Origin of the sequence: Enhydrobacter sp., assembly GCF_030246845.1 — a bacterium.
Taxonomy (GTDB): domain Bacteria; phylum Pseudomonadota; class Alphaproteobacteria; order Reyranellales; family Reyranellaceae; genus Reyranella.
Genome location: NZ_CP126889.1, coordinates 4,434,052 through 4,448,661, shown reverse-complemented (window position 1 = coordinate 4,448,661; position 14,610 = coordinate 4,434,052). Strand labels below are relative to the sequence as shown.

The window sequence follows — 14,610 nt, the reverse complement described above, 5'->3', positions numbered from 1 at the left end:
AAGAATTAAACTTATTGACATGTGTTCCAGCTCTGTTCCGAAGGCTCAACGGATCGCTTGTGAATAGCGGCGACAAGGCAAACGCTTCCATCGTTTGCCTCACGCCAACGCCCGTCATCTCGGTCCCAGCATGCCGGCCGACTTTAGCGCCGCGATGCCTCGCTCGTCGTAGCCGATCGCCGCCAGCACCGCCTCGTTGTGCTGGCCGATCTCGGGCGGATCGCTGACGAGCGGCGGCCGCCAGCCGAACATCTGGAACGGCAGCAGCGGCAGGCGCGTCTTGACGCCGCCCGGCAGTGTCGTCGACGCCAGTGAGCCGTTGGCCAGCAGGTGCGGATGGTCGAACAGGTCCTGCGGCCGCGCCACCGGCGCGAAGGAGATGTCGGCCTCGAGCGCCAGCCTCTCGATCTCGTTCTTGGTGTAGCCCTTGAATATTTCGGCGACCTTGGGCACCAGCCAGGGCCGCGCCTCGATGCGCTGGTTGTTGCTGGCAAGGCGGGAATCGGCCGCGAGCTCGGCCTGCCGGAAGACCTCGCAAAAGCGCTTCCACTGGCCATCGCTGGTGATGCCGATGAAGACCTGCTGATCGTCGGCCGTATTGAAGATCTCGTACACCGCCCACGAGCTCACGCGTTCGGGCATGGGCGGCGGCGCGGCACCGTTGATGGCGGTGATGGCGAGATGCTGGCCCATCATGAACACGACCGACTCGAACAGCGCGCTCTCGACCAGCCCGCCCTTCCCCGTCCGGTCGCGCTGCTTCAACGCCAATACCGTGCCGAAGGCGCCGAACATGCCACCCATGATGTCGACCACGGACGTGCCGGCGCGCAGCGGCCGGCCGCTGGGCCCGGTCATGTAAGCGAGCCCGCCCATCATCTGCACGACCTCGTCGAGCGCCGGCCGCTTCTCGTAGGGACCCGGCAGGAAACCCTTCAGGGCGCAGTAGACGAGGCGCGGATTGATCTTCTCCAGATGCTCGGGCCCGAGCCCGCGCTTGCTCATGGAACCCGGCGCGAAGTTTTCGATCAGCACATCGGCCGACTGCAGAAGCTTCTCCAGCACCTTGCGGCCCTCGGGCGCGTCGGCATCGAGCGCCAGGCTCTTCTTGTTGCGATTGAAGTAGCCGAAGAAGCCGGCGCCGAAGCCGCGCAGCTTGCGGGTGCGGTCGCCGTCCACCGGCTCGACCTTGATCACCTCGGCTCCGAGATCGGCCAGGATCATGCCGCACGACGGACCGAGGATCGTATGCGTAAGCTCGACGACGCGGACGCCTTTGAGAGGGGGTTCCATGCTCATCGGAGCATGCCGCTCCAGGGGCGCCTCTTGTCATGAGCGCCACTGGAGTGGCGCGCTCCTACGAGAACCACGTATCGATATCCTTTGTGAGCGGCAGACCGGCTGTCTCGCCGAGCACCCGGTGTCCCATACCGGCGCCGACAAGAAAAGCCTCCTGGTGGGGCACGGCGTTCGCCTTGAGCAGGGTGCGGATGGCCGGGCCGTCATGGCCCCAGCCGATCGCCTCGACCTTGCCGTCGAAGGCGCGATTGACGAGAGCGAGGAAACCGTCCCGTTCCGCCGCGTCGAGTGTGGGCACGGCATCGATATCGCCCAGCAGGAACAGCCGACCGCCGAATTTGCCGACCAGGGCCGCGACCGAGTTGCGCGGATCGACAACGATCTCGCCCTTCGGCCCGCGGCGCACCCGCGCGGCGAGCGAGAGCGGCAGGACGGCCGCCCCGAGATTGACGCCGGTGTCCATCAGCGTCGCGGTCAATTCCCGATAGGTGATGCCGAGCCGTTCCGCCCGCCGCACCCGCATCTTCGCGACCTCGGGATTGGGAGTCTTCCATGCCTTGGCCGACGCGCGGCGCCAGACCCAGGCCTCCCACGACATGTCGAAGGTGGGCCCGTTGTTGTGGCCGATACCTGGCCTGCGCAGCAGGGTCTCGACATTGGCATGCCGGCCCCCTAGACGGTCGAAGCGATCACCCATTGCGCTATCGTAATGCAAATATGATGCCAAGATCGAGCAGCGCCCAGCCAGGGAGAGACAGGTGGACGATTTTCAGGTCGATGTTCTGGTCGTCGGGGCGGGCAACGCGGCGGCGTGTGCGGCATTGGCGGCGCGCGAGGCGGGCGCGTCGGTCGCCATGCTGGAAGCCGCCCCGGAGGCCGAGCGCGGCGGCAACAGCACCTACACTGCCGGCGCCATGCGCGTCGTGTTCCACGGAGTGGACGACCTCGTCCAGCTCTACGATCTCACCGAGGACGAGAAGCGCGACGTCGATTTCGGCAGCTACAGCGCCGACCAGTATCTCGACGACATGGGCCGGGTGACGAACTATCGCTGCGATCCCGAGCTCACCGATATCCTGATCGGGCGGAGCTTCGAGACGCTGAAATGGATGCGCTCCAAGGGCGTGCGCTTCCAACCCTCCTACGGCCGCCAGGCCTTCAAGGTGAACGGCAAGTACAAGTTCTGGGGTGGCCTGGCGGTCGAGGCCTGGGGCGGCGGCCCGGGCCTGGTCGATCTCGAGCACAATGCCGCGGTCAAGGCCGGCATCCCCATCCACTACGAGACGCCGGCCGTGTCGCTGATTGAAGAGGACGGCGTGGTGCGCGGCGTGGTCGCCCGCCACAAGGGCCGCAAGATCCGGATCGGCGCCAGGGCGGTGGTGCTGGCCTGCGGCGGCTTCGAGAGCAATGCCGAGATGCGCACCCGCTATCTCGGCCCCACCTGGGACCTCGCCAAGGTGCGCGGCACGCGCTTCAACACTGGGGCCGGCATCAACATGGCGTTGGCGATCGGCGCCAAGCCGCACGGCAACTGGTCAGGCGGCCACGCCGTCGGCTGGGACATGAACGCGCCCGAGTTCGGCGACCTCGATGTCGGCGACAATTTCCAGAAGCACTCCTATCCGCTCGGCATCATGGTCAATGCCAACGGCGTGCGCTTCGTCGACGAGGGCGCCGACTTCCGCAACTACACCTATGCCAAGTACGGCGCGGTCATTCTCGCCCAGCCGCAGCAATTCGCCTGGCAGATCTTCGATTCCAAGGTACTCGACAAGCTGCGCGACGAGTATCGCATCAAGCGCGTCACCAAGGTCCGGGCCGAAACGATCGAGGAGCTGGCGAAGAAGCTCGAAGGCGTCGATACCCAGCAGTTCCTGAAGACGATCGAGGAATGGAACGCCGCCGTCATGACGGACGTGCCGTTCAACCCCGCGGTCAAGGATGGCCGCGGCACGCGCGGCCTCGCCGTGCCGAAGAGCAACTGGGCCAACACGATCGACACGCCGCCGTTCGAAGCCTATGCCGTGACCTGCGGCCTCACCTTCACGTTCGGCGGGCTCAAGATCACGCCCCGAGGCGAGGTCGAGAGCATCGACGGCCACCCCATCCCCGGCCTCTACGCGGCAGGCGAACTGGTGGGCGGGCTCTTCTACCACAACTATCCCGGCGGCACCGGCCTGGTGTCGGGCGCCGTGCTCGGCAAGCTTGCCGGCGAGTCGGCCGGACGCTACGTCTTCGGCAAGAACTGATCTCGATACGGGGAGTTACTCCATGCAGCATTTCACACGACGCCGGACATTGGCCGCCGGCGCCAGCACGTTGTTGCTGCCGTCGGTGGCGCGCGCCGATGCCGGCTGGCCCACCGGGCCGGTCACGATGGTCGTGGGCTATGCGGCCGGCGGCGGCGCGGACATCAACGCCCGCGAGCTGGCGCAGATCCTGTCGCCGCTGATCGGCCAGCAGGCGATCGTCGACAACAAGGGCGGCGCCGCCGGCAGCCTGGGCGTGCGCGTGGTCGCGAGCGCCAAGCCCGACGGCCAGACGCTGTTCTACGCCGTCGGCACGAACGTGATCATCAATCCGCACATCCAGAAGGGCATGATCGACACCATCACCGCGCTCGCGCCGATCTGCCAGACCACCGCCTACCAGTACGTGCTGGCGATCAATCCCAAGGTGCCGGCCAATTCGGCGGCCGAGCTCGTGACGCTCGCGAGGAAGGAGCCCGAGAAGCTCACCTTCTCGTCGTCGGGGGTGGGCGGCAACAATCATCTCGCCGGCGCGCTGTTCGCCGAGGCGGCCGGGATCAAGCTGACCCATGTGCCCTACAAGGGCACCGGCCCGGCGCTGGCCGACGTGATCAGCGGACAGATCACGATGAATTTCTCTTCCCTGCCGCCGGCCGTCAGCCAGATCAAGGCCGGCAATCTCAGGGCCCTCGCGGTGACCGGCGAGAAGCGCGTGAAGTCCCTGCCCGAGGTACCGACGCTCAAGGAACAAGGCATCGACGTGGTGGTCACGAGCTGGCATGGCCTGTTCGCGCCGGCCAGGACTGCCGATGCCGTGCTCGACAAGATCGAGAAGGCGGCCAAGGAGGCGATGGCGGATCCGAAGTGGGAAGCCGCCTTGTCCAAGGACGGCCTCGAGCTGGCGCCCGCGCGCAGTCGTCCCGAGTTCACGGCCTTCGTGCGCGAGGAACACGACTACTGGGGCAAGAAGCTGAAAGCGCTCAAGATCGAGATGGAATGACGTTCGGCGAACGACCGGCGGCTATGCCGCCGGTCTTTTCGGAACGACGCAGAAGCCCTGCGCCTCGATGCCGAGGGTCGGGTTGAACTTGCTGCGAAAGTTCTCGAACGCCACCGCCGCCGTCAGCTCGACGATCTGCGGCTCGGTGAAATGCTTCCTGAGCTCGGCGAAAAGGGCATCGTCGACCTGCTGGTCGGTGTGGGTGATGCGCTCGGCATAGTCGAGCGCGGCGCGCTCGGCGGCGCTGAACAGCTTGCTCTCGCGCCAGGTCAGGACTTCCGCCACCTTGTCCAGGCCGCCCGGGGTTTCCGTCAAACTGACGGAGTTGATGTCAATTCAAAATGGACAGCCATTGATGGACGCCACACGCAGATAGACGAGCGGCAGCATTCCCTTGGGAAGCTGTCCCGACTGCGCGATCGCCTGGCCGAGCTGCTGCGCCGCCTTCAGGATCGGCGGACAGTGCGCCATCACCTTCGTCGGATTGAGCAGATCGCCGAAGATCTCGCGCTGCTTGTCGAAGATCGATTTCAGCGTCGGATCGCCGCCATCTTCCGTGATCTCGCTGATACGGGGCATCGGACTTCCTCCATTGATTCCAAGATATCATGGCTTTGATAACCCGGCCGAATCGAGGGACGTTTTCTCATGCCGACCCAAATGCAATGAGCCCTGTCCCCGATACTAGAATCCGAGCACCTTCGCCTGCACCACGCCCTCGACGGCTGCGATCTTGGCGAGCAGCGTCGGCGAGATCGGCTGGTCGACCTGCACGAGCGCGATCGCCGAGCCGCCGGGCTTGTCGCGGCCGAGATGGAAGGTCGCGATGTTGACCTTGTTCTCGCCCAGGATCGTGCCCAGCCGGCCGATGAAGCCCGGCTTGTCGTCGTTGGTGATGTAGAGCATGTGCGGGGCGAACTCCGCTTCGATGTCGATGCCCTTGATCTCGACCACGCGCGGATGGCGGCCGCCGAACAGTGTGCCCGTGACCGAGCGCGTGTATTTCTCAGTGGTCAGCGACAACCGGATCAGCGAGTGGTAGTCGCTGTCGCGCTCGTGCTTCACCTCGGCAACGTCGATGCCGCGCTCGCGCGCGACGGCAGGCGCGTTCACCATGTTCACCGTATCGAGCTGCGGGCGCAGCACGCCCATCAACGCCACCTGGCTCAACGGCTTGATGTTGAGCGCCGCGACCTGGCCCTCGTACTCGATCGAGACCGCCTTGATCTCGGTGTCGGTGAGCTGGCCGGCGAAGGAGCCGAGCTTCTCGGCGAGGTTCAGATAGGGTGCGAGCTTGGGCGCCTCCTCGGCCGTGACATTGGGCATGTTGAGCGAGTTCACGACCGCGCCGGTCAGCAGGTAGTCCGACATCTGCTCGGCGACCTGCAACGCCACGTTCTCCTGCGCCTCCACCGTCGAGGCGCCGAGATGTGGCGTGCAGACGAGATTGGGCGCGCCGAACAGCACGTTCTGCTTGGCCGGCTCCTCGGTGAAGACGTCGAAGCCCGCGCCCGCGATATGGCCCGAGACAAGGAGATCGCGCACCGCCAGCTCGTCGACCAGGCCGCCGCGCGCGCAGTTGACGATACGCACGCCCTTCCTGGTCTTCATCAGGTTGGCGCGGCTCAGGATGTTCTTGGTCTGCTCGGTGAGCGGCGTGTGCACGGTGATGAAATCGGCCCGTTCCAGCACCTGGTCGAGCGTGCCCTTCTCCACCCCGAGCTCGGTCGCGCGCTGGTCCGACAGGAAGGGGTCGTAGGCGAGCACGCGCATTTTCAGTCCGAGGGCGCGTTCCGCCACGATCGAGCCGATATTGCCGCAGCCGATCAGGCCCAGCGTCTTGAAGCTGAGCTCCGTGCCCATGAAGCGGTTCTTCTCCCACTTGCCGGCCTGGGTGCTGGCGTTGGCGTCGGGCACCTGGCGCGCCACCGCGAACATCAGGGCGATCGCGTGCTCGGCCGTCGTGATGGCGTTGCCGAACGGCGTATTCATCACCACCACGCCGCGGGCGGTCGCCGCCTTGATGTCGACATTGTCGACACCGATGCCGGCCCGCCCCACGACTTTGAGCTTCTTGGCCTCGGCCAGCACCTCCGCCGTGACCTTGGTGGCCGAGCGGATGGCGAGGCCTTCATAGTTGCCCACGATCGCCCGCAGCTCGGCGGGCTTCAGCCCCGGCTTGAAATCGACGTCGCAGCCGCGCTCGGAGAAGATCTCGATCGAACGCGGGCTGAGCTCGTCGGAGATGAGGACTTTGGGTTTGGCCATTTCGAGTGTCTCCTTCGTCGGAGCGCGCCACTCCAGTGGCGCTCATGAGTCTCGAGCGCCACTGGAGTGGCGCGCTCCCTCGGGTTCTTAAGCGGCGGCCTTGCCGAACTCGCGCTCGATCTCGGCATAGACCCAGTCGAGCCAGGGCAGCAGCGCCTCGAGATCGCTCGTCTCGACCGTGGCGCCGCACCAGATGCGCAGGCCCGGCGGTGCGTCGCGGTAGGAGCCGACGTCGTAGGCGGCCTTCTCGGTCTCGAGCAGCTCGGCCATCTTCTTGGCCGCCGCGGCCCGCCGGTCGGCCGGCAGCGCCGTGAACCACGAGGCGGTGATGCTGAGGCAGACCGAGGTGTTGGAGCGGATTGCCTTGTCGGCGGCAAGGAAGCCCAGCCAGTTGCGGCTGGCGACGAACTTCTCGAGCACCGCCAGGTTGGCGTTGGATCGCGCCATCAGGCCCTCGAGTCCGCCGACGCTCTCACCCCAGCGCAAGCCGTCGATCGCGTCCTCGATGCAGAGCAGCGACGGCGTGTTGATGGTGTCGCCCTTGAAGATCGCCTCGGAGAACTTGCCGCCCGAGGTCAGGCGGAAGATCTTGGGCAGCGGCCAGGCCGGCGAATAGGTCTCGAGCCGCTTCACGGCGCGCGGCGAGAGAACGAGCATGCCGTGCGCTCCCTCCCCGCCCATCACCTTCTGCCAGGACCAGGTGACGACATCGAGCTTGGGCCACGGCAGGTCCATCGCGAAGACGGCCGAGGTGGCGTCACAGATCGCGAGCCCCTCGCGGTCGTCGGCGATCCAGTCGCCGCTCGGCACCTTCACGCCCGAGGTGGTGCCGTTCCAGGTGAAGACAACGTCGTGCGTCCAGTCGACCGTCTCGAGGTCGACGATCTGGCCGTATCCGGCCTTGAGCACGCGCGCATCCTTGAGCTTGAGCTGCTTGGTGACATCGGTCACCCAGCCTTCACCGAAGCTTTCCCAGGCCAGCATGTCGACCGGCCGGGCGCCCAGGAGCGACCACAGCGCCATCTCGACCGCGCCGGTGTCCGACGCCGGCACGATGCCGACCTTGTAGTCGGCGGGGATGCCCAGCAGCGCACGCGTGCGATCGATCGCCTCGACAATCTTCTTCTTGCCGAGCTTGGAGCGATGGGACCGCCCGACGGCGGCGTCTTTGAGGGCTTCCGGAGTCCATCCCGGACGTTTGGCGCAGGGCCCCGACGAGAAATCGGGGCGCGCCGGACGTGTGTTCGGCTTCATATGACCTCTCCCTTGCAGAAGAGCTGCGCTCCGGTGGGGGAGCGTGGCCCGCCGCCCCTATAGTCGCGGGCCGGAAAATCGTCAATGTGTACCGTTTGCCGCTCCCGCCGGACGGGCATGACCATCTGCCTCTTGCGGCCCAACCCTTTGCAGCTGACCCTTTTTTATTGACGCTTCTTTTTTGGAGGAGCGACATGACGTTGTGGCGCCGGATCATCGGGCTCTTCGGCAAGAAGAAGATCGATCCCGCAGGGAGCGATAGGGGATCTTACGATCCGCGGGCGGCGAAGGAGGCCGCGGACGCGAAAGCGACGGACGCGGCGCATATCGCCGATGCCCGTCTCCCGCCGCATTCCGCGACCTTCCCGTTCTAGTGGACCAAATCTAACATTTCGATTCGCGAGGGGATTCCCGATCGGGCTCGCGTATGCGAGTCAGAGGAATGCACGAGCGAACGAACTTTCAGTTGAATGCCACGGACCGTGGCGAGCTGGAGGCGGTGGTGGCCAACCGCAACAGCCCGCAAAAGCACGTCTGGCGGGCAAGGATCGTTCTTTTGACCGCCGACGGGCATGGCACTGCCGAGATCATGCGTGCCACCGGCAAGGCCAAGACGGTGATCTGGCGCTGGCAGGAACGGTTCGGGGCGGAAGGTGCAGCGGGGCTGTGGCGCGACAAGACACGCCCGTCGCGCATCCCGCCGCTCCATCCCGAGGTGGCCGAGCACGTTGTCGCCATGACGCTGGCAGGGCCGCCGTCGGGGGCGAGCCATTGGACCGGCCCGGCGATGGCCGAGGCGGCCGGGATCAGCGTCAGCTCGGTGCAACGGATCTGGCGCGCCCATGGCCTGAGGCCGCATCTGGTCCGCCAATTCAAGCTGTCCAATGATCCGCAGTTTGCCGCCAAGCTCAGGGACATCGTCGGGCTGTACGTCAATCCGCCCGACCACGCCATCGTGCTCTCGGTCGATGAAAAGAGCCAAATCCAGGCGCTGGACCGCACCCAGCCGGGACTGCCGATGAAGAAGGGGCGCGCCGGCACCATGACCCACGACTACAAGCGCCATGGCGTCACCACTCTGTTCGCCGCCCTCGACGTCCTGGAGGGCAAGGTTATCGGCCAGTGCATGAAGCGCCATCGTCATCAAGAGTTCATCCGCTTCCTCAACGCCATCGATGCAAGGACACCCAGGAGAAAGACGATCCACGTCATCATCGATAACTATGCCACCCACAGCCATCCCAAAGTGATGCAATGGCTCGACAAGCATCCGCGGTTCGCCTTCCACTTCACCCCAACGTCGGCGTCCTGGCTCAATGCCGTCGAGGGCTTCTTTGCAAAGCTCGCGAACAAACGCCTCAAGCGCGGCGTCTTCCGATCTCTTCGCGAACTCAAAGACGCCATCCACTGCTTCCTTCGCCTCCACAATGCAGACCCAAGGCCCTTCATCTGGACAAAGGACCCCAACAAAATCATCGCCGCCGTCAAACGAGGGCACCAAGTGTTAGATTCCATCCACTAGCTGCGCCGGCGCAGCTCGTAGTACTGGCCGATCAACGCGTTCTTGTAGACCGGCCGGACATCGTAGGTATCGTGCAGCATCGTGTAGATGGCATGCGCCCGGTTTGCAGCGGCCAAGCCGCCGAGATGCTGCGCCAATTGCGGCTCGCTCCAGTCCCAGAAGTTCGAGACGGCGACGCGGTATCCCAGCTCGAGGGCGAGATCGATCTGCTGCTTGAGCGCCGCCGCGTGCTCCGCTCCTGTCCACTGCACGTGCCGGATGGCGCCGGCGTTGACGGCGATCCACTTGAAACGCGGCCGGTCGGAGGGTGCGGGATCGGGCGGCGCCACGAAGTCCCAGTCCCAGGTGTGGCTCCACAAGGCGTACTGCCAGGTGGCGATGGGCTCGAAGCCCCAGTAGAGGAACACCGTGCGGTCGGGCGGAAAGGCCCGCTCGAGATCGGCCAGCGCGGCGACCGAGGCCGCATCGGTGCCGCGCCATCGCGACAGGGACGCGACGTTCCAGACCAGCGGCGCGAGCGAGAGGATCGCCAGCACGCCCATCGCCCATGGCCGCCCCTGCCCCTGCCCCCGCGCGCGCTTCGCCGCCACGACGGCGACGATCAGCGCCCACATCACCGTCAGCCAGGGCATGACGTTGACCTGCATCTGCGGGTCTTGCGGCTGGGAATAGAAGTTCATCACCTGCCCGGCCGCGAGCGTGCCCAGGAAGACCGCGGCGATCGCCCGCAACCGCCGGTCCTTGCGCTGCGGCCACAGGATCACGATGCCGACGACGAAGATCGCGAACTGAAGCAACGTCGACAGCGAAAGCGCCAGCGCGCCGCGTATCGCCGATTCCGGGTCGAAATAGCTGCCGGTGATCAGGAAGTAGTTGCCGACACCCGACAGCATCATCCAGACCTTGGCCCAGACGAGGCCGCCCCAGCCGGTGCCCACGCCCTTGCCGGTCCACAGGATGTCGAACAGACCCATGGCGCCGTTGTGGCCCTCCCAGATCTGCTGGACGATGCCGGTGACGGCCACGATCGACACCAGCAGCGTGGCGATCAGCGCCAGCCGGCGACGGATCGGAACGTCCGCGATCACGAGCGCCAGCAGCAGGCCGGACAGCGTCGGGAAGATCAGCCGCCATTCGATCAGCCAGGCGAACGTGAAGACGATGGCCACCGCCGCCACGCGCGCATGGGTCGGGCGGTCGAACCACAGGCCGGCCAGCAGCATCGAGCCCATCAGCACCGTGTAGGCCGGCATGATGTCCTCGCTGATCACCGACAGCAGCAGGAAGAAGCCGGTGCCGAGATGGAACAGCGTCGCCAGCACCGTGGCGAAGATGCTGCCGGTCAGGCGGTGGAAGAAGGCGTAGACGAAGACGATGCAGAGGCTCGCCCAGAAGGCATTGAGATAGGCGAACTGCTTCCACGCCACGCCGCGCAGGATGCCGAGCGCATCGAGCAGCTTGCAGAGCGCGCCATAGAGCGGGAAGTAGAGATAGTTGGCATAGTCGAGCCGCGCCTGGGCGAAATCGTGGATCCAGGGCTCCGCCTCGATGCTCTTGTACATGCCGTTGGCGGTCAGGATGTGGACGTTCTGCAGCCAGCCGATCAGGCCGACCAGGAAGGCGAGCGTGAGCAGGAAGGCGAGCGCAAGCTGCCAGCCGAGGGACGGCGCGCGCATCACCCGCTCTTGCGGCCGGCGACCACGTATTGCGCCCCGAGCGGCAGCCACGCCAGCGCGCGATCGACGCCGCGCAGGAAGGCGATGCCCGGCGGCATGAACATCAGATAGTCGGTGTCGAGAACGTAGGATGCGCTTTGCCGGAGCCCCGACCGCACTTCGCGCGCGTCGAGAAGGATGGCGTTCTCGTCGATCGGCGTCCGGGCGATCACATAGCGCACGAGCGGATTGCGCGGATTGTGCTCGAAGACATAGAGCCGTCCGCCGGGCTTCAGCACCCGGGCGAGCTCGCTGTAGACCGCCGGCCGCTCGGCCACCGGTACGTGATGCAGCACGGCGCTGATGGTAGCGATGTCGAACTGGCCGTCCGCGAACGGCGTGCGCGCGCCCTGCTGCGCGGCCAGCGCCGGCGCGGCCCCGTGCCGCGACGGCCAGCGCTTGGCCACCTCGGCCAGCATGCCTTCCGACACGTCGCAGCCGGTGAAGCGCGCGCGGGCGCCGAGATCGGCCAGCACCCGCATCAGGTCGCCGGCGCCGCAGCCGTAGTCGAGCAGGCTCAGCGTGCCGTCCCTCAGCGCCGCCTCGCGGCGCAAAAGCCAGCGCGCCTTCACGCCGATGAACTGGTCGGCCGAGTCGCCCATCATGCGCTTGACGGGATTGTCGAGGCCGCCGTCGTACGCTTCGGCGTGGCGGTCGAACTCCGCGCCGCTCACGGCCCGCCGCCCACGATGTCGCGGATCATGAACAGCGGACGCCCCTTGCTCTGGTCGTACAGCCGGCCGAGATAGGCGCCGATGATGCCCAGCATCAGGAACTGCATGCCGCCCAGCAGCCCCAGCGCCGCCATCAGCGACGTCCAGCCGGGCAGCGTCGCGCCCAGCAGCCAGCCGACGATCGAATAGACGAAGAAGGCGAAGCCGACCGCCGCCATGATCCAGCCGATGGTCATCGACGCCATCAGCGGCACGACCGAGAACGCCGTGATGGCGTCGACGGCGAAGCGCACCATCCTGCCCAGCGGATACTTGCTGTCGCCGGCCAGCCGCGGCTTGCGGTCGTAGACGAGCGGCACCTGGCGGCCGCCGATCCAGGCCACCATGCCGCGGATGAAGCGGTGCCGTTCGGGCATCGCCAGCAGGATATCGAGCACGCGCCGTGTGACGAGCCGGAAATCGCCGGCGTCGCGCGGGATGTCGACGTCGGTCATGCGGCCGATCAGACGATAGAAGGTGGCGGCGCTGGCGCGTTTGAAAAGCGTCTCGCCCTCGCGCTGGCGGCGCTGGCCGTAGACGACGTCCGCGCCCCGGTCCATCAGCGCCATCATCTCGGGCAGGAGCTCGGGCGGATCCTGCAGGTCGGCGTCGATGATCAGGATGCGCTCGCCGCGGCAGATCGAGAGACCCGCCGTCAGGGCGAGCTGATGGCCGTGATTGCGCATCAACCGCACCGCGACGATCCGTTTGTCCTCGGCCGCCGCGGCGGCCAGGATGGGCCAGGTGTCGTCGCGCGAGCCGTCGTCGACCAGCACGATCTCGCTGGAACCGCCCAGCCCGTCCAGGACCAGGCCGACCCGCTTCAGGAACTCCGGCAGGACGCTTTCCTCGTTGAAGCACGGCGCCACCACGGACAGGGAAGGCCGGCCGGTCTCGACGATCGACGTGCCGCTCATGGCTTCTCCGTTTCGAGCCGCTGCGCCTGGGTCAGGCGTCCGAACACGCAACGACCGTCGGCATGGACGGGCGTGAAGGATCGGTGCCGGGCCAGCCACTGGCGCATTTGCGGATCGCAGCTCAGGACCGACACATCCGTCGGCAGGTTCTCCGTCGTGGTCTGCAGGCGCATATATTCACCGCGGCGTTCGGCGTCCTCGATCAGGAAGCGGGCGATCGGATTGTAGCGACTGAACCCGCCATTGTTGGGCACGCCGCTGTCGAGGATGACGACCCCGTCGAGACCGTGGTGCGCACGCACCTGCGCCATGAACGGTCCGTACCAGACCTGGTTGGGCGCATACTGGCTGTCCGCCGACGGCGGACGCAGGTTCAGGTACCAGAAGGAGGCCGCCAGCGCGGCCAGGATCGGCAGGCCGACCGCGACGCGCCGCAGGACGACGGATGGCGGCCACGAGCGCTCGCCGCGGAGCCAGGTCGAGGTCGAGATCCCGATGGCGACCGCGAGCAAGGGAACGATGGGGGCAGCGTACCAGTAGAGCTTGGTGCGGGCGACGCTCAGGGCCACCAGCCACGACAGGGCGGCGAGGCCCATCAGGAGGCATAGCCGCCGTCGTCTCGGATCGGGGTCCCAGGGCATCGCCAGGAGCGTCGGCGACAGCAGCATCGCCGGCTCGAACTGCCGCAGAAGAAGCCGCACATAGTAAGTGCGGCGCTCCTCGTGCGCGTCCAGCGTGGTCAACATGCGGCCCGCAACGTCGTTGTTCCAGACAGCGGCAAGATAGCCCGGGTCGAGCCGCTCGCGCAGCGCCAGCCAACCCGCGAGACCGACGGCGGCGGCGGCCGCCGACAGCCAGAGACGCCAGTCGGCCAGCACGGCCAGCAGGCGCCGGCGCACGACCGCGTAGACCATCAGCCCCGGCACGGCGAGGCCGCCGGCGACACCTTTGGTCAGGACGGCCAGAACCAGCAGGGCCGCCGCAGCGGCGACCCAGATACCCGGTCTTGCCGTCTTCCCGTCGATATAGAGACCGGCGCAGAGCACGAAGCCCAGGTTCAGAAGACACAACAAAGCGTCGTAGTCGCCGGTGCGGCCGACATGATCGCCCATAAACAGCACGGAGCACACGACCAGCAGCCCGCCGACGAGCCCGGCCAGCCGGTCCCTGAGCAGGGCGCGGCAGGCGACGTAGACGAGCAGCGCGCTCGCCATCGCGGCCACGATCGCCGGCAGCCTTATCGCCAGCATCGAGTCCATGCCGGTGCGCAGCAGCGCCGCCATCGCCCAGATCATCAGGGGCGGCTTGGTGTTCCAGTGATCCGGCACGTAGCCGAAGGTCGTGACCAGCCATCCGCCCTGCTTCGCCATCTCCATGGCGTTGTTGGCGGTGCGGCTTTCGTCCCACAGCTCCATCGGCAGGGCGAGCGCGCCCGGCAGCAGCATGAGCGCCGCCAATGCCAGCAGCAGGCCGGCAAGCAGCAGATCGGGGGAAAGCCCGCCCCGCAACGCGACCGAGCCGGCATCCAGCCTGCTTGCGTGCGCGTACATCGAGGGAAGGTCGCGGGCTGCGGCAGATGACTTCGTCATTCAAGTCGCTCCTCTGCGTCCGCGGCGGACCTTTGCACATGAAGGCGGACGATGCGAGTCGCTCCTTCTCTCCCTTTCTCACGC

The 14,610-nt window shown here is 66.6% G+C and carries 14 protein-coding genes; 4 read left to right on the top strand and 10 right to left on the bottom strand.

Annotated features, from left to right (window positions below; all coding sequences use genetic code 11):
* Positions 1-114: 114 nt before the first annotated feature.
* Positions 115-1,299 (bottom strand): CaiB/BaiF CoA-transferase family protein, encoded by a 1,185-nt coding sequence (locus OJF58_RS22155; protein ID WP_300779945.1) that lies wholly within the window; start codon positions 1,297-1,299, stop codon positions 115-117.
* Positions 1,300-1,357: 58 nt separating this feature from the next.
* Positions 1,358-1,996, bottom strand: a complete 639-nt coding sequence (locus OJF58_RS22150; RefSeq protein ID WP_300779944.1) for a hypothetical protein — start codon at positions 1,994-1,996, stop codon at positions 1,358-1,360.
* Positions 1,997-2,057: 61 nt separating this feature from the next.
* Here OJF58_RS22150 and tcuA point away from each other — a divergent pair, with 61 nt between their 5' ends.
* Both tcuA and OJF58_RS22140 read left to right on the top strand, forming a co-directional pair.
* Positions 2,058-3,548 (top strand): FAD-dependent tricarballylate dehydrogenase TcuA, encoded by a 1,491-nt coding sequence (tcuA, locus tag OJF58_RS22145; protein ID WP_300779943.1) that lies wholly within the window; start codon positions 2,058-2,060, stop codon positions 3,546-3,548.
* Between the two features lie 22 nt (positions 3,549-3,570).
* Positions 3,571-4,548, top strand: a complete 978-nt coding sequence (locus OJF58_RS22140; RefSeq protein ID WP_300779942.1) for a tripartite tricarboxylate transporter substrate binding protein — start codon at positions 3,571-3,573, stop codon at positions 4,546-4,548.
* 21 nt (positions 4,549-4,569) lie between these two features.
* On the opposite strand, the gene OJF58_RS22135 is transcribed toward OJF58_RS22140, so the two are convergent.
* From OJF58_RS22135 to OJF58_RS22120, 4 genes are all read right to left on the bottom strand, one after another.
* Complete coding sequence (locus tag OJF58_RS22135) at positions 4,570-4,833, bottom strand: hypothetical protein (protein ID WP_300779941.1); 264 nt, start codon at positions 4,831-4,833, stop codon at positions 4,570-4,572.
* A 51-nt stretch (positions 4,834-4,884) separates the two neighbouring features.
* The gene (locus OJF58_RS22130) at positions 4,885-5,127 is read right to left on the bottom strand and encodes a hypothetical protein (RefSeq protein WP_300779940.1); all 243 of its coding nucleotides are present in this window, start codon (positions 5,125-5,127) and stop codon (positions 4,885-4,887) included.
* Positions 5,128-5,232: 105 nt separating this feature from the next.
* Positions 5,233-6,816: a phosphoglycerate dehydrogenase gene (gene serA, locus OJF58_RS22125; protein ID WP_300779938.1), complete on the bottom strand. Its 1,584-nt coding sequence runs from the start codon at positions 6,814-6,816 to the stop codon at positions 5,233-5,235.
* Between the two features lie 87 nt (positions 6,817-6,903).
* The gene (locus OJF58_RS22120) at positions 6,904-8,070 is read right to left on the bottom strand and encodes a phosphoserine transaminase (protein ID WP_300779936.1); all 1,167 of its coding nucleotides are present in this window, start codon (positions 8,068-8,070) and stop codon (positions 6,904-6,906) included.
* A 194-nt stretch (positions 8,071-8,264) separates the two neighbouring features.
* Here OJF58_RS22120 and OJF58_RS22115 point away from each other — a divergent pair, with 194 nt between their 5' ends.
* Both OJF58_RS22115 and OJF58_RS22110 read left to right on the top strand, forming a co-directional pair.
* Entirely contained in the window at positions 8,265-8,444 is a 180-nt protein-coding gene (locus tag OJF58_RS22115; protein WP_300779934.1) for a hypothetical protein, read from the top strand.
* 68 nt (positions 8,445-8,512) lie between these two features.
* A complete protein-coding gene (locus tag OJF58_RS22110; protein WP_300779365.1) occupies positions 8,513-9,592 on the top strand; it encodes an IS630 family transposase in 1,080 nt (359 codons plus the stop codon).
* On the opposite strand, the gene OJF58_RS22105 is transcribed toward OJF58_RS22110, so the two are convergent.
* The 4 genes from OJF58_RS22105 to OJF58_RS22090 are packed head-to-tail and all read right to left on the bottom strand — an operon-like array spanning position 9,589 to position 14,526.
* Positions 9,589-11,268 (bottom strand): hypothetical protein, encoded by a 1,680-nt coding sequence (locus OJF58_RS22105; protein ID WP_300779933.1) that lies wholly within the window; start codon positions 11,266-11,268, stop codon positions 9,589-9,591. The two genes, OJF58_RS22110 and OJF58_RS22105, sit on opposite strands and share 4 nt — an antisense overlap.
* The gene (locus OJF58_RS22100) at positions 11,268-11,981 is read right to left on the bottom strand and encodes a class I SAM-dependent methyltransferase (protein WP_300779932.1); all 714 of its coding nucleotides are present in this window, start codon (positions 11,979-11,981) and stop codon (positions 11,268-11,270) included. Before OJF58_RS22100 ends, OJF58_RS22105 begins: the two co-directional genes overlap by 1 nt.
* The gene (locus OJF58_RS22095; protein WP_300779931.1) at positions 11,978-12,937 is read right to left on the bottom strand and encodes a glycosyltransferase family 2 protein; all 960 of its coding nucleotides are present in this window, start codon (positions 12,935-12,937) and stop codon (positions 11,978-11,980) included. Before OJF58_RS22095 ends, OJF58_RS22100 begins: the two co-directional genes overlap by 4 nt.
* On the bottom strand, positions 12,934-14,526 hold the full coding sequence (locus tag OJF58_RS22090; RefSeq protein ID WP_300779930.1) for a glycosyltransferase family 39 protein: 1,593 nt from the start codon (positions 14,524-14,526) through the stop codon (positions 12,934-12,936). Before OJF58_RS22090 ends, OJF58_RS22095 begins: the two co-directional genes overlap by 4 nt.
* Positions 14,527-14,610: the final 84 nt, after the last annotated feature.